Source organism: Teredinibacter franksiae (genome assembly GCF_014218805.1).
GTDB lineage: Bacteria > Pseudomonadota > Gammaproteobacteria > Pseudomonadales > Cellvibrionaceae > Teredinibacter > Teredinibacter franksiae.
Window position 1 is genome coordinate 291,288 of the sequence record NZ_JACJUV010000008.1, and the last position, 18,046, is coordinate 309,333.

Below are 18,046 nucleotides of genomic sequence, written 5' to 3' on the forward strand. Positions count from 1 at the left end.
AACGTATAGAAACAAATTACCCGACGGAGCCTTCCAAGCTAACTTCTAGCAGCTTTCCGGCTTCAACGGCAAATTCCATTGGCAGCTCTTTGAACACCTCTTTACAGAAACCGTTGACAATCATAGATACGGCTTTTTCTGTATCAATCCCACGCTGTAAACAAAGATAAAGCTGATCTTCGCTTACCTTCGAGGTGGTCGCTTCGTGCTCAATAACAGCAGAAGGGTGTTTACTTTCAATATAGGGGAATGTGTGCGCAGCGCATTGATCGCCAATTAACAAAGAGTCGCACTGGGTGTAATTGCGCGCGCCTTCGGCACCGGAGTTCATTCGCACAAGGCCACGGTAAGCATTGGAACTACGTCCTGCCGATATTCCTTTAGAAATAATGGTCGACTTGGTATTTTTGCCCAAGTGAATCATTTTGGTTCCAGTGTCGGCCTGCTGAAAATTATTGGTTAAGGCTACAGAATAGAACTCACCCACACTGTTATCGCCCTTCAATATGCAACTAGGGTATTTCCAGGTAACCGCGGAGCCGGTTTCCACTTGCGTCCAAGACACACGGGCATTGGTATGCGCTATTGCGCGCTTGGTGACAAAGTTATAAATCCCACCTACCCCTTCCGCATTTCCGGGATACCAGTTTTGTACGGTGGAGTATTTAATATTGGCGTTATCCAGCGCAACCAATTCAACAACCGCTGCATGCAGCTGGTTCTCGTCGCGCATGGGTGCAGTACAACCTTCGAGGTAACTGACGTGACTACCTTCATCGGCAATGATCAGTGTTCGCTCAAACTGCCCGGTTTTCGACTCATTAATACGGAAATAGGTAGACAACTCCATTGGGCAGCGAACACCCTTAGGAATATAAACAAATGAACCATCACTAAAGACCGCACAATTCAAGGCCGAGTAAAAGTTATCTTTTTGCGGCACTACACTGCCGATATATTTTTTAACCAGCTCTGGGTATTCGTGAACAGCCTCTGAAATCGGGCAAAAAATCACACCGGCTTCTTTTAACTTACTGCGGAAGGTTGTTGCAACAGAAACAGAATCGAATACCGCATCAACGGCAACACCGGCCAATGCTTCTTGCTCATGCAAAGGAATGCCAAGCTTCTTGTAGGTCTCCAGCAACTCTGGGTCGACTTCGTCTAGGCTTTGAGGACGGTCTTCCATGCTTTTCGGTGCGGAATAATAGGACACCTCACCAAAATCTATTTTGGGGTATTTTACATGAGCCCACTCAGGCTCAACCATTTCGCGCCATGCGCGATAGGCCTTTAGCCGCCACTCCAGCATCCATTCCGGCTCATTTTTTTTGGCGGATATAAAACGGACTACATTTTCGTCCAGACCCGGCGGCAATGTATTGGATTCAATATCCGTTACAAATCCCGCGGCGTATTCCTTTTTGATGAGATGGTCAATTTGTTCTTGAGGCATATTATTTACAAAGGCCTGATGATCACAACTAAACGGGGCACTCTCATGCCGCCGCATTTATCTGGTTAGGCGTTAGCACCCTCGCGGGCCTTCCAGGCGGCTGAATTTTCTCGAAGCTTATTAACGACTTCGACGACTTTTGCAGCAGCAAAATCAACTTCCTCTTCCGTGGTGAAGCGACCAAAACTAAAACGAATGGAACTGTGCGCCAGTGAATCTTCCACGCCCAGAGCCTTTAATACATATGACGGCTCAACACTCATGGAGGTACAGGCTGACCCAGTAGATACGGCGAGATCCCGCAACGACATCAGCAAGGTTTCACCATCGACATAAGCAAAACTAATATTCGCGTTACCCGCAACGCGGTGCTCTAACGAGCCATTTAACGACCAACCTGACAGATCACAGAAACCGCTTAAAAAGCGATTGCGCAACGTCAAAATGTTAGCGTTATCTACACCCATCTGCTCGCCAGCAATTCTAGCCGCCATGCCGATGCCCGCTAGCTGGTGGGTAGGCAAGGTGCCAGAACGCAACCCGCGCTCGTGGCCACCACCGTGAATTTGCGCCTGTAAAGCGACGCTACTACTGCGCTTGATATACAGTGCGCCAACGCCCTTGGGGCCATAAAACTTGTGGGCAGACATGGACAACATATCGACCTTCAATGCCGCTGTATCAATTGCTAGCCTGCCAACACTCTGTGCGGCATCAACATGAAAACAGACACCGCGACTTGCACATAGCTCGCCAATCTCATCAATGGGGTTAATCACGCCTATTTCGTTATTAACGTGCATTACCGAAACCAATACGGTTTCCGGTTTTAATGCGGCTTCAACCACCTCTGCCGTAATACGACCTTCAGCCGTCGGAATAAGATAAGTAACGTCAAACCCCTGCTGCTCAAGAAACTTAAACGAATCCAGAACCGCTTTATGCTCTATTACAGATGTAATCAGGTGCCGACCTTTGGACTGGTTTGCCAGCGCCACCCCTTTAATCGCTAGGTTATTGGCTTCTGTAGCACCGCTTGTCCAAACGATTTCACGTGGGTCAGCATTGAGTAAATCAGCAAGTTGACCCCTCGCCGCTTCAACGGCCTCTTCAGCCTTCCATCCGTAGATATGTGAACGCGAAGCCGGGTTACCAAAAATGCCATCCTGTGTAAGGCAACGGCACATAAGCTCTGCTACACGCGGGTCCACCGGTGTAGTAGCAGCATAATCGAGGTAAATTGGCTTTCGCATTTACAGACTTCAATAGGGTTTTCAACCAGCCCGGCGTTGAACTGGGAAGTTAATTAATACCAGTAACAGAAATAGTCGCAATGCCATCATCTAAACCCAATGATTCAATGCTGCCTTCTCCGTCCTGACGCTGTGCAACCTGCTGCACATCCTTGCGGTCAACGAGACTTTGCAGGCTAATGTCACTTAAAAACCGGTGAATTTGATCACTCAGATCGCACCACAGATAATGCGTTAAACACACATCACCCTGATGGCAATTACCTTCACCAGCACAATTGGTAGCATCAATCGATTCATTAACGGCATCGATTATTTGAGCCACAAAAATCTGGTTGGCTTCCCGACTTAGTCGGTAGCCTCCACCTGGACCACGTACGCTGGACACCAAGGTATTCTGTCTTAATTTTGCAAACAACTGCTCCAAATATGAGAGCGAAATTTCTTGTCGTTTGGAGATGTCGGCCAGACTCACTGGGCCGCGCTGGGCGTGCAGAGCCAAATCCAGCATTGCAGTAACCGCGTAGCGGCCTTTAGTTGTTAGACGCATAGTCCCAACCTCAATCGTTAAGGTAGCGGCATTATCGAATAACCAAGTAATTTAGTCAACTATTAACCCCGACATTTTGGCGGGTTATTTATGCTTGCTTTCGAACTCTTTTTGCTTGCCCTCAGAGTGATAAATAAAGTTTTGGATCGAGGTGAGCATGCCCCGCAAAATACTCAATTCCATTTTGTCTAGGCGGACACGATTAAACAGGCGTCGCATTCGGGTTATTGTCTGCCTTGGATTTTCCGCGTCTAGAAATTTGAGTTTTTCCAGCGTTTCCTGCAAATGGGCATAGAAATGCTCCAAGGCTGCTTGGCCCGCTGGCGGCTGATCCCAGTCGTCAAAATGCAACTCTTTACCCTGCTCGGCTTCCAGCCAAGCAATGCGCACTTCGTAACAGATAACCTGAAGTGCAGCCGAAATATTTAAAGAGCTGTACTCCGGGTTTGCCGGAATATGAACGTGATAGTTACACTTATGTAACTCTTCATTGGTAAGACCGCGATCTTCACGCCCGAACACAATGGCCACCGGGTGCTTACCCGCCTCGGCCCAAGTTCGCTCACCACATTCGCGAGGGGTTAACAGTGGCCAGGGTATGCGGCGTTCCCGCGCACTTGTACCAATGACCAAGCCACAGTCGGCAATGGCTTCGTCCAGTGTGGACACCACTTTGGCGTTTTCCAGCACGTCTACGGCACTAGCCGCGCGCCACATGGCCTTATCGGCCGGGTAATCTTTCGGTTCTACTAGATACAGCTCCGAAAGCCCCATATTTTTCATGGCTCTTGCGGCGGCACCAATGTTACCGGGATGGGTGGTATTCACCATCACCATGCGAATGTTTAGTGGGCGGTTTTCATTCATTGAAGTAATCACAGAAATTATGAGCTAATTAGAGGGCGCGCAGTTTACCAGAGGGGCTGCGTCGAGCATAGATTACCGCTATAATCGCGCGCCTTCCCGATCCGTTCTTTTAAAATTTCCATCCGCCCAGAGGTTTTCCCATGGAACCCATGTTGAATATTGCACTTAAGGCCGCTCGCAAGGCCGGCGAAGTACTCGAGCAGTCATTTGAGCGACTCGACCTGATTAACATTGAAGAAAAGGGTCGCAACGACTTCGTTAGCGAGGCCGACAGGAAATCCGAAAGAGAGGTGATTTACCACCTTAGCAAGTCTTACCCCGACCACAAATTTATAGGCGAAGAAACCGGTGTTTCCGGCGCCGAAGACAGTGAATACGAGTGGATAATCGATCCACTCGACGGCACCACCAACTTTATTCACGGCGTTCCACAGTTCGCGGTATCTATCGCCTGTAAATACCGCGGCCAGCTAGAGCACGCCGTTGTGCTAGACCCGATCAAACGCGAAGAATTTACCGCCAGCCGCGGCAAGGGCGCCATGCTAAATGGCCGCCGTTTACGGGTGACCAACCGCAAAAGCCTCGATGGCGCGCTCATCGGCACCGGCGTGCCCTTCAACGGCTTTGCCCTAGAGCACATTGACGACTATTTGAATTGCCTGCGTGAAGTTGCCGGGCAAACAGCCGGCATACGCCGCCCAGGCTCAGCAGCACTAGACCTAGCCTATGTAGCCGCTGGCCGATTTGACGGCTTCTGGGAAATGAACCTGCAACCATGGGATATGGCTGCAGGTGTATTACTGGTGCGCGAAGCAGGTGGCCTACTGAGCGGCTTCAAAGGTGACAGCGATTACCTAGAAAGAGGCCATATTGTGTGTGGAACACCAAAAGTTTTTAAACCTTTACTGCAAATCGTTAGTAAGCATATGAGTAAAGTTTACTAGGGCAACGCCCCACACTACTGACTTATACAAGTAAATCGTTAAACACTTCAATTAATTGCTTTAAATCCAGCGGCTTTGTTAAATAGTAATCAAAGCCGCTGGCCTTACCCTTCTCAATATCATGCACCATGGCGTTTGCGGTCAGTGCTATTACCGGTATCTCACGCGTAGAAACATCCTGTTTCAGCACTTCAACGGTTTCAAACCCGTCCATGCCCGGCAAGTTAATATCCATAATAATAAGGTCTGGCCGCGTCGTTCGCGCTAGGTATATCCCGCGTAGCGGCTCGCCTGAAATATCCAGATGTAAATTTGGGTAACGCACCAATAACTGCTTCATTAAGCGCTGGTTCGGTGGGTTATCCTCTACGTAAAGAATGCGCTTCTCCTCGCTCACAGCAAGGTCTGGAATCTCGCTACTCAGTTCAGATGTTATGCGGTCATACTGATCGGCCAACTGCTCAATGGGCTGACCCATGTACATCGGCAATTCAACCCAGAAGGTGCTGCCCACATCCACAGCGCTATTAAAATCGATAACGCCATGCATCTGCTCCACCAACTGCTTGGTGATAACCAAACCAACGCCACTACCGATAATATTGGTGCCTTCTGCACCCAGCCGATTAAAGGGCTGAAAAAGCAGCTTATGTTGGTGCTCTGGAATACCTTTGCCGGTGTCACACACGGCAATTCGCATCATTTCGCCATCGGCCTTGCTTACAGTAATCGTAACGGTACCGCCATCACGGTTGTATTTGACAGCATTACTCACCAAGTTGAGTAAAATTTGCTTTAGGCGCACCGCATCAGCCACCACAGCATTCTCTTCTAAGCTATTAGTCACTATTTCTAAGGTAATCTGATGGAACTCTGCCTGCGCCTGCAGCAGCATTTCAACTTCCCGTAACAGTCGAATAGGTGCCACCGGCTCAAGTGAAAAGCCCATGCGACCAGACTCAATTTTAGCCAAGTCGAGCACATCACCGACCAATTGCAGCAAGTGCTCACCGGCCTGCTTTATTTCAAGCACATTGGATTTTTGATCTGGGGACAAACCAGTATCCATATCGAATAGCTGTGCGAAGCCCAAAATAGCATTTAGGGGCGTTCTCAATTCGTGGCTCATACTGGAAAGAAAGTCAGACTTGGCGCGGTTGGCAAGCTCCGCATCTTCCTTCGACTTTATCACACGCTCTTCGGCACGCTTAATTTCGGTTATATCCATATTGGTACCCGACATCCGCGTGGCCTTACCTTCCTCACTGTAGGCCATTTGTCCTCGGGCCCGAATCCAGCGCCACGCTTCATCCTTACCGAGAATGCGGTACTCAATATCGAAGGGCTCGTTATTCCGAATATGGTGCTTTAGCGCAGCGTCAAATGTGGGTAAATCGTCTTCGTGAATGCGTTTGCGCCACGCCTGTACCCGATCTATACCCTGATTAACGTTATCGTCGTGCTCACTGTAACCAAGGTGCTCCCAACAGCGGCTGGAGAAGTGGAAACCGCCATGCTCTGCCGACCACTCCCAAATACCGTCACTGGAAGATTGAATAATACGCGCATGGCGTGCCTCAGAAATGAGCAGCGCCTGCTCTGTTTGCTTAAGCCTAGTAACATCAAAAACTATGCCGGAAATATATTCCACCCAGCCCTTTGAATCACGTACGGCATCTACCCGCACCTCAGTCCAAATATGGCCGCCTTTCTTTTTACGGATGCGAAAAGTGGATTCACCAAGCCCAAGGCCACGCAGCAGAGCGTGCATTGCGTTGGTTAATTTTTTTCTGTCGTCTTGGTGTACGTACTCCATGAACTTGTCGGCATCGCAGATATGCACCATATCCGAATCGCCGTAACCCAAATTGGCCCATAAGTTGCCATTCCACTCCAAATGGCCACTTTTTACATCCCAATCCAGAAACCCATAGCCGTGGCTACTACCCCGAAATATACGCTCGTAGCGATCGACAGACTTCCCCAGAAATTGCAGTTGCTGGTCGAGCGCGCTAGAGGGAGCCTCTGTAGACTCGGATTTTTCCGTATTTTTGTTTTTAAACCAAACCATTAGAACCTTCTATATCGAACAGCAGGGTCAAACTAAGGTTTTATCACTGAAACCTAGAAGCCAAGCACAGTTTAGATGAAAAAACACTAAGGCCGCTACTCTGCACTATGAAGCACTATAATTTACAGAAGAACAACCATCGCCAGTAAAAAATATACATGATGACTGATAAAGAATCATTGGCAGGCAAAGCCAAACACAATATTACACAACTCTTTATGCTACTGGGCGACGCGAGCACCACTGAGCGCAGCCACCCTATTGGGCAAGAATTAAGCGCCGAGGCTGAAGACACCACTACGCCTCACTCGCCAACCGACACATACCCACCAAAAAAAACGGGGTTGGCCAAAGCCAACCCCGCCGTTAAATAGTTTTTAGCCAACCTTCGATAGTGGCCAGGTTTAGGGCATCAGGGTTTCCTGGTCCTCACCTTCCTTTTCAACCGACATCAAGTCTTCATTCGATATATTCAAGGCAAGCAATACATTTGCCGCAACATAAATAGAAGAATAAGTACCCACTACAACACCCATAATGAGCGACAAAGCAAAGTTATGGATTAGCTCGCCACCTACCAAAAACAAAGCGAGTAATACGAGCAAGGTGGTTAACGAGGTGATTAACGTACGGCCCAATGTCTGGGTCAAGGAAATATTCACTATTTCAATCGGCTCAGACTTGCGTATCTTACGGAAGTTTTCACGAATGCGGTCCGAGACCACAATAGTATCGTTTAGCGAGTAACCGATTACCGCCAACACCGCAGCGAGAACAGTAAGGTCGAAGTCAAACTGAAATATAGCGAAGCAACCCAATACAATTAATACATCGTGAGCCAGCGCCACTACCGCTCCTACAGAAAATTTAAACTGGAATCGAATACCAACGTACGCCATCACCACAATAAGTGCGAACAACATACCCAGGCCACCATCGTTGGCAAACTCTGCCCCAACTTGGCCACCCACGTACTCCACACGCTTAAGCTCAGCTTCGCCTTCACCTACGTATCCGTCTTTCAACTCTTCAGCAATTTTACCGCCCACCTCGGCTTCATCAGACTGAATACGAATAACCACATCGCGGTCTGTACCAAAGTTAGCCACCACCGCACCAGGGTAGCCTTGCTCGCGCAAATCGTTCCGAATATCGGTAAGGTTAGCCGTTTGCGGGTAATGCATCTCTATAAGGGTACCGCCGGTAAAATCTAGGCCAAAATTCAACCCTTTTACCGCCAACGCACCAATAGACGCAATAACCAGCAGCAGTGAAAAAACTGCCGCCAGCTTACGTTGACCCATAAAATTAATTACTTTTTGTTCACTCATTTTTTTGTCTCTTTATAGGGTCAATTAAATCCAGAGTTTCTCAACACGACGACCGCCGTACATAAGATTAACAATCGCGCGTGTACCCATAATGGCGGTAAACATGGAAGTAACAATACCAATTGCCAAGGTAACCGCAAAACCCTTCACCGAGCCGGTACCAATGGCGTAGAGAATAATCGCCACAATAAAGGTTGTAATATTGGCATCCATAATAGTTTCGAATGCGCGATCAAAACCTGTTTTAATCGCCGTTTGCGGCGGCACAGCGTTGGCAAGCTCTTCTCTAATTCGCGAGAAAATCAAAACGTTTGCATCTACTGCCATACCCACCGTAAGCACAATACCGGCAATACCCGGCAACGTTAGCGTTGCGCCAAAAATGGACATTACCGCAATCAGCAACACCATGTTGGTGGCAAGAGCAATATTGGCCGCAAGCCCAAAGGCGCGGTAATAAAACAACATAAATATTAATACTAACGCCAAGCCAATTTTTACCGACTTAACACCCAGCGCAATATTTTCAGCACCCAAAGATGGGCCAATGGTTCGCTCTTCCACAAAGCCCATGGGCGCGGCCAGTGCACCGGCACGCAGCAATAACGCCAATTCAGAAGCCGCTTGGGGGTTTTCTAAGCCGGTAATCCGAAAAGATTTACCCAGCGCACCTTGAATGGTTGCCAAACTAATAATGCTGGTTTCTGGCGTTTGACTGTAGGTGATTTCTTCCTCACCATTTTCATCGATCGTGCGCTTAGTTTCGGTTTTATATTCGATAAACAATACAGCCATTCGGCGTTTAATATTATTACGTGTTTTCTTGTGCATTAACGAGCCGCCCTGGCTGTCCATGGTGATATTCACCTGAGGCTGACTGGTATCGGGGTCGAAGCCCACTTGCGCATTAGTAACATTTTTCCCCGTTGCAATGGGTCGTTTTTCAATGGTAGGGCTGCCGTATTGGCGCTGCGTATCTTCATTGCGATACGGGTAGGTTTCACGCTGTGAAGCCAGCGTTTTGGCATCAGCTTCTAAGCGAAATTGAAGATTAGCCGTTTTACCAATAATAGCTTTTGCACGTGCAGTGTCTTGAATACCCGGCAATTCCACCACAATTCGATTACGTCCCTGGCGTTGTACCATGGGTTCGGCTACACCAATTTCATTCACTCGATTACGCAGTGTGGTTAAGTTTTGGGTAACCGCATAATCTTCTTTCTCACGAATATAAGCTTGGCTTAGCTGCGCGCGCAGAAGAAACTTGCCATCTTGCTCTGATTTTTCGTACTCCAGCTCGCGCAAGTCCGAACGCAGCATAGAAGTAATCGCCTGACGCTGCTCATCAGATTCAGTAGAAATAGTAATAATACTGTCTCGTACCCGCACTTCTACACCGCGCAACCGCTCTTTGCGAATGTGCTTGCGAATATAGTCTTCGGTGCTCTCCATCTCTTCCGCCAACACCTTAGGCGTATCGACCTCCAACAAAAAGTGCACGCCGCCGGCCAAGTCGAGGCCCAGCTTCATTGGCCCTGCGCCAATGCCCAGCAACCAATCTGGTGTGGTAGGCGCCAGGTTTACGGCTACAACAAAATCTTTGCCTAGGGCTTCCTGAATTTTACGCTGCGCGGCCAATTGATCAGCCTGTTCACGCAAGCGAACCAGGCCATTGCCCTTATCAAACTCTGCACCAAAATATTCAATACCGAGGTCCTTAAGCACTTGCTCGGCCTTTTTCATGTCTCGCTCGGTAATCTCAAGGGATACGGAGGAGCCTGAAATTTGTACAGCGGGGTCGGGGGCGTAGATATTGGGAAGTGCGTAGAAAAAACCTACAACCACAATAACCAAGATCAGTAGGTATTTCCAAAAGGGGTAACGGTTCATGTAGAAGTCCAAAAAGCAATGCGATTATTGGTCGCTTTTTAAGCGTTATAGTGGGCCCTATTCACTGCTAGAGCCGTAAAGTGGCGGGATTATACCCGCTTCGACCCAAAGATGGGCGCCGAGCAGGCATTATTCAAGGGCGAATCTCGTTTTGTCCTGACGCAGGTAAAATTCTGCTACGTAGGCATCTAACCTATTTTCAGCAATGGCATCCCGCAATTCTTGCATAATCAGCTGATAGTGACGGAGATTATGAATAGTATTCAACTGGGCGCCCAAAATTTCACCGCACTTGTCTAAATGGTGCAAGTAGGCACGGCTGAAGTTCGTACAGGTATAACAATCACAACGGGCATCAAGTGGGCCAGTATCGTGGCGGTGCTTTGCATTGCGTATTTTAATAACGCCTGTGCGCGTAAACAGGTGGCCGTTACGGGCATTTCGGGTGGGCATAACGCAATCAAACATATCCACACCGCGGCACACGGCTTCTACTATGTCCTCGGGCTTACCCACACCCATCAAATAGCGCGGCTTATCGGCTGGCATTTTATCGGCGAGGCTATCGAGAATTCGAATCATATCGGCTTTCGGCTCACCCACAGACAAACCACCAATGGCGTAACCGTCAAAACCAAACGCCTCCAGACCCGCCAGCGATTCAGCTCGCAGCTGCTCGTACATACCGCCCTGTATTATGCCAAACAGCGCCGAAGGGTTGCCCTCGTGGGCATCCTTACTGCGCTTGGCCCAGCGCAACGAAAGCTCCATGGAAGTACGCGCTTCCTGCTCAGTTGCGGGGTATGGCGTACATTCATCGAAGATCATTACAATATCCGAACCCAGATCCCGCTGCACCTGAACCGCGCGCTCGGGGTCGAGGAAGACCTCGCTGCCATCAATAGGCGAGCGAAACTTAACACCTGCTTCGGTAATTTTTCGAATATCACCCAGGCTGAAAACCTGAAAACCACCGCTATCGGTAAGTATTGGCCCATGCCACTGCATAAAATCATGCAAATCACCGTGGGCCTTTATAACCTCAGTACCGGGGCGCAGCATCAAGTGGAAGGTGTTCCCCAAAATAATCTCGGCACCCACGGCCTGAATATCCCGTGGCAGCATACCTTTTACCGTGCCGTAAGTGCCCACAGGCATAAACGCCGGCGTTTCAACGTTCCCGCGCGGAAACTTCAACCGACCGCGACGGGCTTTACCGTCCGAGTTATCTAATTCAAATTGCATGAAGGTGTCTGTCATAACGAGGTACTGGGAGTATGTGTATCAGGAGAATTGCCAACGCTTTCGTCAGCCGCACTGGGGTTGCGAGAAATAAACATCGCATCACCGTAGCTGAAGAAGCGGTAGGCCCGTGTAACGGCTTGGTCGTATGCCCGCATCGTATTGCTATACCCTGCAAACGCCGACACCAGCATCATCAGTGTCGATTCGGGCAAATGGAAATTGGTTAAAAGCGCATCCACTACCCGAAATTGGTAACCCGGATAAATAAAAATATTGGTATCGCCCTGAAAAGGCTCAATCTCTTCCCCTGCAGCGGCCGTTTCTAAACAGCGAACACTGGTAGTACCCACAGCAATTACCCGCTTGCCCGCCGCTTTAGTCGATTTTACCTGCTCACAAAGCTCAGACGACAAAGCCATCACCTCCGAGTGCATTTCGTGCTGCAGAATATTGTCTACACGTACCGGTTGAAAGGTACCCGCGCCAACGTGAAGGGTCACAAAGGCTATCTGTACACCCTTTTCGGTTAACTGCTGCAGCAAGGCTTCGTCAAAGTGCAGGCCAGCGGTTGGTGCAGCTACCGCACCTTCATTTTTGCCGTATACGGTTTGGTAGCGCTCCTTATCGGTATCATCGTCCGGCCTATCGATATACGGGGGCAAAGGCATATGCCCTAGGCGGTCGAGAAGCGCTAAAACTGGAGAACTATCAGGGAAAATAAGCTCGAACAACGGCCCCTTTCGCCCTGCCACCGTTAGCGTTGTTCCGTCTTCCAATATAATGACAGAACCCGCCTGCGGCGACTTACTGGAACGGATATGGGCGAGCACCCGCTCACGGGACAACACCCGTTCCACCAAAATCTCCAGTTTTCCACCGGTTTCTTTCTGACCGAATAACCGAGCCGGAATAACCCGCGTATCGTTAAACACCATCAGGTCGCCTTCATCTACCAGCTGGAGAATATCAGCAAACGTTCCATCCCCTAACGCACCGGATTCACCGTTAAGCGACAACAAACGACTACCACGGCGTTCGGCCGCAGGTTGGCGGGCAATAAGTTTATCTGGGAGGTCGTAGAAAAAATCTTGGCGGCGCATGGCGAAATAATAATCAGACGTGTAAGTTGGAGGGCCGCAAGGTTAATAGAATTTCGGTCGATTTTCCATGTTTCAAACAACCGGAAATGGTTGACCCAACAAAAAGCACTGTTATAATCTCGCGCCTCAGACGGTTTGGCTAGAAAAGCCCGGCCGCGATGCAATATCGAATTAAATGCCAGCGTGATGGAATTGGTAGACATAGGGGATTCAAAATCCCCCGTCCTCACGGACGTGGCGGTTCAAGTCCGCCCGCTGGTACCAAATTTTTCCCTTTATATATCAACAAGTTAGCGGCTCAGCCCGCCAACCGTCAACAACGCCCTTCTCCCCAAAACAGACCAAATATCGCCAAAGTGTCTACGCATTTTTTTTATCGCACTTAATCTTCACTTCTTTTCTGCTTTGTTCATTATGTGAAATAGGGATAGAGGGCAATGCTCAAACACCGTAAGGCCTGCCGTAAAATCCCAATTTCAGTGGTCGCTAAAACGTGCTTGCGCCGCAGGGGGGGGAGGAGTGCTTTTATTGAGGGTTTTGGGTGGGTTTGAATAAACATGAATTTAAAACGTAAGGCCTGACCACGGTCATTTCGTTCAACACATCGCCGTATGTTTCTACAGCGATGTGTTTAATGACTAAAATATTACGCTTTTTTACGACTAAACCCGAGGCCAATAATACCAAGACACAAAAGCACTAAGGACGAAGGTTCGGGAACAGGAACCGAGTTAATGCTAAATTGAAGAGCAGACCCTGCCAAGAAGCCACCAGACGCCATATCCAAAGTGATGCTATTCGCATCAAAACTAAAGTTATCGACAATTCCACCGCTGAAGCCATCGTTGGATAAAAGCGAAAAATCAGTAATAATTTCATCAAAATCGCTAAACACATAATCACCAAACCCGCCCCAGCCCAAACTGGAGGAACTTGATGTTATGGTCAGTATGTCGTCAGAAAAATCAAAGCTCAAATAACCGTGAGTACCAATAAACTCAACACCTGCGCCCACGGTTGCTGAGCCAGGGTTAAGGCTGACTCCCGAGGCTGAAATAGTGTCGCCCATTAAGCCAGCATGAGCAGGTATGGCTAACAACACAAGAAGCATTGACGCAATAACTGATTGCACTGCAGATTTTCGGGTAAGCATAATAATCTCCAAATTAAATAATTTTATTATTCGCTCAACCCATGGCAATTTTCGCGCCAACACCTTTTTTTATTATAAAATCAATACGTTAGCCTTACATCTTCCCCCACGCCGATTGTTGTGGCGCGTATTCCGTAAACTGTACCGACGCTTTCAACCTTAGCATCCACCTCCTTACCCCTTAATTTTTTAGACGTTTGGCTAAGCCGCTCGAGAATGTTGCACTTACCCCTTGATGTAAAAACCAAGAATGGCACACGAGGACACCCACTCACCATGATTTGAAAATGGATGGTTCTAGGTGCTATTCAAACAGAATCACAAAATGTATCACCAGCCGTTAAGGCATTATTAACGGCAAAAGGGAAAGTGGTTTTCGGACACCCACACCAATACTTGGGCGCCCATTTGTGGCACACAGGTAACGAGGGAAAATATCAACAACCTAGCCTACAAACCCACTAACTATTCGGCTGTACTTTTTCTTAATATGGCTGTCTTATTTATTTCCGCTGTCTTATTTATTTCCGTTATTTATTTCCGAGCTTCATTGCTTACCTACAACGGCATTTCTTGAGGGTTATAGACCCGGTATAGGGTACAAATAGCGATTAGAACGTTTTAAAAAATCAGCGTATCACCAGTAACAATTCAAACCTCGCACATTGAAATTGTGCGGGGGTTTTTTGTCTAAGCCTGATCTAATCTTGCCTGTTTTTCTTGCTGCTGCCGCTGCTGCTGCCGCTGCTGCTGCCGCTGCTGCTGCCGCTGCCGCTAAACGGGCATTTTGGGGTATGCAACCTATACAATCAGAGTCTAAGCACTTAACATGAAGAATGAATAACGTTTCAAGCATATGAGGCTTAAAGAATGACAAGAAAAGATTACCGTAAGTTTTTAAGGGGAATTCTAGCAATAACCATTGGCCTAATGGCCGTAAGTGCTTTTGCCGCGCCAAAGCCGAACATCCTGGTGATTTGGGGCGACGATATAGGCATGTACAATATTAGTGCCTATAACCACGGCATGATGGGCTACAAAACCCCTAACATTGACCGCATCGCCAAAGAAGGCGCACTGTTTACAGATCATTACGCCCAGCAAACATGTACAGCAGGCCGCGCGTCCTTTGTGCTAGGCCAACACCCCTTTCGTACAGGCTTGCTTACCATTGGTATGCCAGGCTCAGAGCATGGTATTCCAGACTGGGCACCAACCATTGCTGATCTATTAAAAGAAAAAGGCTACGTGACGGGTCAATTTGGGAAAAACCACCTAGGTGATCAAGATAAGCATTTACCCACAGCCCATGGCTTTGATGAGTTTTTCGGTAACCTATACCACCTTAACGCCGAGGAAGAACCCGAAACGTATTACTACCCCAAAGACCCTGAGTTCCTAAAGAAGTATGCGCCTCGTGGTGTTATTCGAGCTTACGCTGACGGTAAAATTGAAGACACTGGGCCGATGACGCGTAAGCGCATGGAAACGGCTGATGAAGAATTTTTAGCCGCTGGCTTGAAGTTTATCGATAAGGCTCACACAGCGAATAAACCCTTTTTTATGTGGATGAGTGCTACCCGCATGCATGTGTGGACTCGGTTAAAGCCCGAATCTAAAGGTAAAACGGGTATAGGCCTCTACCCTGATGGCATGGTTGAGCATGATGGCCATGTGGGTGTGTTATTGAAGAAGCTTGATGACCTTGGCATCGCCGATAATACTATTGTGGTCTACAGCACCGACAACGGCGCAGAGAAATTTACTTGGCCTGATGGCGGTACTACCCCGTTCCACGGTGAAAAAGGCACAACCTGGGAAGGCGGAATGCGTGTTCCTCAATTGGTACGCTGGCCCGGTGTCATTAAGGCAGGCACCAATATCAATGCCATTATGTCTCAGGAAGACTGGTTACCCACCTTACTGGCCGCTGCGGGTGATCCCGATATTGTAGCGAAGCTGAAAAAGGGGCATAAAGCCAATGGAAAGAAATTTAAAGTGCATGCTGATGGCTATAACTTTTTACCCTACTTCAGTGGTAAAACTAAAGAGTCACCGCGCGATTCCATCTACTATTTTAGTGCAGACGGCGACCTGAATGCCGTTCGATGGAACGACTGGAAGGTAACCTTTGCCTATACAGAAGGTGATATTGCTAATGGTGTAAGAGTTATACCGGGGTGGCCTCGTATCGCCCATTTACGTGCAGACCCATTTGAAGACGCTCAGATAGAATCACCTATGCATCTCCGCTGGATGGCTGACAATATGTGGCTATTTGTTCCTGTTCAAGAAAAGTTGATGGAATTTTTCGGTACTCTTGAAAGCTATCCATTCCAGCAAGGTCAGTCACTTAATGTAGATGTTAATTACAACACGATTAAGTTACAAAAAGTCATGAAGGAATTAGAGATATCATCACCCATCAATTAATGTAGCTCTGGCTGGCGCCTATACCCTTTTTCAAAATAGGAGCCTCAGTGTCGTAAACAAATTTAACACCAAGGCTCCTTCAGGAGCCTTTTTTATACTATAACTAGACGCTCACGAGGACACCCACTCCCCTTTGATTGACGGGAATAATTCTCTTAGTACGTGCCCCTTTACGTTTTTCTTACGGACACCCACACAAACACTTGAACCCAACAAAAAACTACTGTACATTAAAACAGCATTAAGGATCTCAAGGAATGATCCATGCCCCGCCCAAGGAAGCAACAAATCTCCCTAGAAGCCACACCTTACTACCATTGTACCTCTCGCTGTGTACGCAGAGCCTTTCTCTGTGGCCTTGATGCGTTAACAGGCAAAGATTACGAATACCGCCGTCAATGGGTTGAAGACCGCATTCTATTTTTGGGTGAGGTCTTCTGCATTGACGTATGTGCCTATGCCGTAATGAGCAACCACCACCACGTAGTGTTACACATTAATAATGCTGAAGCCCAAAGCCTGACGGACCTAGAAGTATGCGAACGCTGGCACAAGCTTTACAAAGGCACCCTCTTAACTCAGAAATTTTTAAAGGGTGAACTACTCGACGAAGCCCAGATACTCGCCGTTAAAGAAAAACTGGAGCACTGGCGCCGTGAACTAGCCAATATCAGCCGCTGGATGTGGGCTTTAAACGAACCTATTGCCCGTATGGCAAATGCCGAAGACCAGTGTACCGGGCGCTTCTGGGAAAGCCGATTTAAGTCACAAGCCTTACTCGATGAAAAAGCCTTAGCCGCCTGTATGGCCTACGTGGATTTAAACCCCATTCGAGCCAAAATGGCAAAAACCCCAGAAAGCTCTGACCACACCTCAATAAAACGCCGTATTGATACCCTAGAAACAGATAACCCTCAGCCTTTAAAACTCGCCGAATTTGTGGGTAACCCAAGAGAACCCATGCCCCAGGGCCTACCCTTTCATCTACAAGATTACGTGCAGCTTGTGGATATTACCGGAAGGGCTATTCGTGAAGACAAACGTGGCTTTATCGACAACAACTTACCCCCCATTCTTGAGCGCCTCAATATCTCCAACCATGAATGGCTTGTACTGACCACCCAGTTTGAATCCAAATTCAAAAGTTTGGTTGGCTGCAAAGATAAGCTAATGCTTGCAGCAAAGGCATTAGGGCTGCAAAGAAGACCGGCTTACGCCAATTGTGAAGCGATACTCAACTAAAATCCCCAACCGATATTAAGCCCCGCCCCACTTTCTCCCCAAGAGAGGATTAAACTCGTTCGAAAATTGGCTACTTTAGCCATTTGGCGCCTATTTTTGGCACACAGGTAACGAGGAAAAATATCAACAACCTAGCCTACAAATCTACTAGCTATTCGGCTGTACTTTTTCTTAATATGGCTGTCTTATTTATTCTTTTAATTCCACGATGTACTCTCCTATTGAAGCTAACATTTGCATATACGTCATCCCAGATGTAGACATAACGTCTACATCTATATCTTTATGGCCACATCCAAGTGTTAGTGTGGGTGTCCGAAAGTGTTTCCCCCCGCTTCATCCATATACCTTCCAGTTTATTTTCTCTAGATTATCCAAAACAACAGGGTGAACGAATTCGTTGGATTTTTTTGAAAATGCAATCTGGTGTTCTAATTATTTTGCTGATACTGGGGAGTCGGTTCGATGTTTTATTTTGTATTGAGACTCAATGGGCAGCGTGTTACTTCAG

General features: G+C 47.9%; 14 protein-coding genes and 1 tRNA gene. 5 read left to right on the forward strand and 10 right to left on the reverse strand.

Annotated features, from left to right (window positions below):
- Window positions 1–16: 16 nt before the first annotated feature.
- The 4 genes from sufB to trmJ form a co-directional block, all read right to left on the reverse strand.
- Window positions 17–1,456 (reverse strand): Fe-S cluster assembly protein SufB, encoded by a 1,440-nt coding sequence (gene sufB, locus H5336_RS21000; protein WP_185236412.1) that lies wholly within the window; start codon window positions 1,454–1,456, stop codon window positions 17–19.
- Window positions 1,457–1,521: 65 nt separating this feature from the next.
- Entirely contained in the window at window positions 1,522–2,709 is a 1,188-nt protein-coding gene (locus tag H5336_RS21005) for an IscS subfamily cysteine desulfurase (RefSeq protein ID WP_185236413.1), read from the reverse strand.
- Window positions 2,710–2,758: 49 nt separating this feature from the next.
- The gene (iscR, locus tag H5336_RS21010) at window positions 2,759–3,259 is read right to left on the reverse strand and encodes a Fe-S cluster assembly transcriptional regulator IscR (RefSeq protein WP_185236414.1); all 501 of its coding nucleotides are present in this window, start codon (window positions 3,257–3,259) and stop codon (window positions 2,759–2,761) included.
- An 84-nt stretch (window positions 3,260–3,343) separates the two neighbouring features.
- Window positions 3,344–4,126, reverse strand: coding sequence for a tRNA (cytosine(32)/uridine(32)-2'-O)-methyltransferase TrmJ (gene trmJ, locus H5336_RS21015; protein WP_185236415.1), 783 nt, complete (start codon window positions 4,124–4,126; stop codon window positions 3,344–3,346).
- 140 nt (window positions 4,127–4,266) lie between these two features.
- Here trmJ and H5336_RS21020 point away from each other — a divergent pair, with 140 nt between their 5' ends.
- Complete coding sequence (locus H5336_RS21020; RefSeq protein WP_185236416.1) at window positions 4,267–5,070, forward strand: inositol monophosphatase family protein; 804 nt, start codon at window positions 4,267–4,269, stop codon at window positions 5,068–5,070.
- Window positions 5,071–5,092: 22 nt separating this feature from the next.
- Here H5336_RS21020 and H5336_RS21025 read toward each other — a convergent pair whose 3' ends face one another.
- Window positions 5,093–7,141 carry a hybrid sensor histidine kinase/response regulator gene (locus H5336_RS21025; RefSeq protein WP_185236417.1) on the reverse strand — a complete coding sequence of 683 codons (2,049 nt, stop codon included), beginning with the start codon at window positions 7,139–7,141 and terminating at the stop codon, window positions 5,093–5,095.
- Window positions 7,142–7,299: 158 nt separating this feature from the next.
- Here H5336_RS21025 and H5336_RS21030 point away from each other — a divergent pair, with 158 nt between their 5' ends.
- Window positions 7,300–7,515, forward strand: a complete 216-nt coding sequence (locus H5336_RS21030; RefSeq protein WP_185236418.1) for a hypothetical protein — start codon at window positions 7,300–7,302, stop codon at window positions 7,513–7,515.
- A 30-nt stretch (window positions 7,516–7,545) separates the two neighbouring features.
- On the opposite strand, the gene secF is transcribed toward H5336_RS21030, so the two are convergent.
- The 4 genes from secF to queA form a co-directional block, all read right to left on the reverse strand.
- Window positions 7,546–8,472: a protein translocase subunit SecF gene (secF, locus tag H5336_RS21035; RefSeq protein WP_185236419.1), complete on the reverse strand. Its 927-nt coding sequence runs from the start codon at window positions 8,470–8,472 to the stop codon at window positions 7,546–7,548.
- A 24-nt stretch (window positions 8,473–8,496) separates the two neighbouring features.
- Entirely contained in the window at window positions 8,497–10,362 is a 1,866-nt protein-coding gene (gene secD / locus H5336_RS21040; RefSeq protein ID WP_185236420.1) for a protein translocase subunit SecD, read from the reverse strand.
- A 129-nt stretch (window positions 10,363–10,491) separates the two neighbouring features.
- Entirely contained in the window at window positions 10,492–11,607 is a 1,116-nt protein-coding gene (tgt, locus tag H5336_RS21045) for a tRNA guanosine(34) transglycosylase Tgt (protein ID WP_221628273.1), read from the reverse strand.
- Window positions 11,608–11,618: 11 nt separating this feature from the next.
- Window positions 11,619–12,707 (reverse strand): tRNA preQ1(34) S-adenosylmethionine ribosyltransferase-isomerase QueA, encoded by a 1,089-nt coding sequence (queA, locus tag H5336_RS21050; protein WP_185236422.1) that lies wholly within the window; start codon window positions 12,705–12,707, stop codon window positions 11,619–11,621.
- 177 nt (window positions 12,708–12,884) lie between these two features.
- On the opposite strand from queA, the gene H5336_RS21055 reads away from it, so the two are divergent.
- Window positions 12,885–12,971 (forward strand) — tRNA-Leu (locus tag H5336_RS21055).
- A gap of 382 nt (window positions 12,972–13,353) precedes the next feature.
- Here H5336_RS21055 and H5336_RS21060 read toward each other — a convergent pair.
- Window positions 13,354–13,860 (reverse strand): PEP-CTERM sorting domain-containing protein, encoded by a 507-nt coding sequence (locus tag H5336_RS21060; RefSeq protein ID WP_185236423.1) that lies wholly within the window; start codon window positions 13,858–13,860, stop codon window positions 13,354–13,356.
- Window positions 13,861–14,730: 870 nt separating this feature from the next.
- Between H5336_RS21060 and H5336_RS21065 the strand changes: the two genes are divergently transcribed.
- Both H5336_RS21065 and H5336_RS21070 read left to right on the forward strand, forming a co-directional pair.
- Window positions 14,731–16,293 (forward strand): arylsulfatase, encoded by a 1,563-nt coding sequence (locus tag H5336_RS21065; protein WP_185236424.1) that lies wholly within the window; start codon window positions 14,731–14,733, stop codon window positions 16,291–16,293.
- Window positions 16,294–16,557: 264 nt separating this feature from the next.
- Window positions 16,558–17,535, forward strand: a complete 978-nt coding sequence (locus H5336_RS21070) for a hypothetical protein (RefSeq protein WP_185236425.1) — start codon at window positions 16,558–16,560, stop codon at window positions 17,533–17,535.
- Window positions 17,536–18,046: the final 511 nt, after the last annotated feature.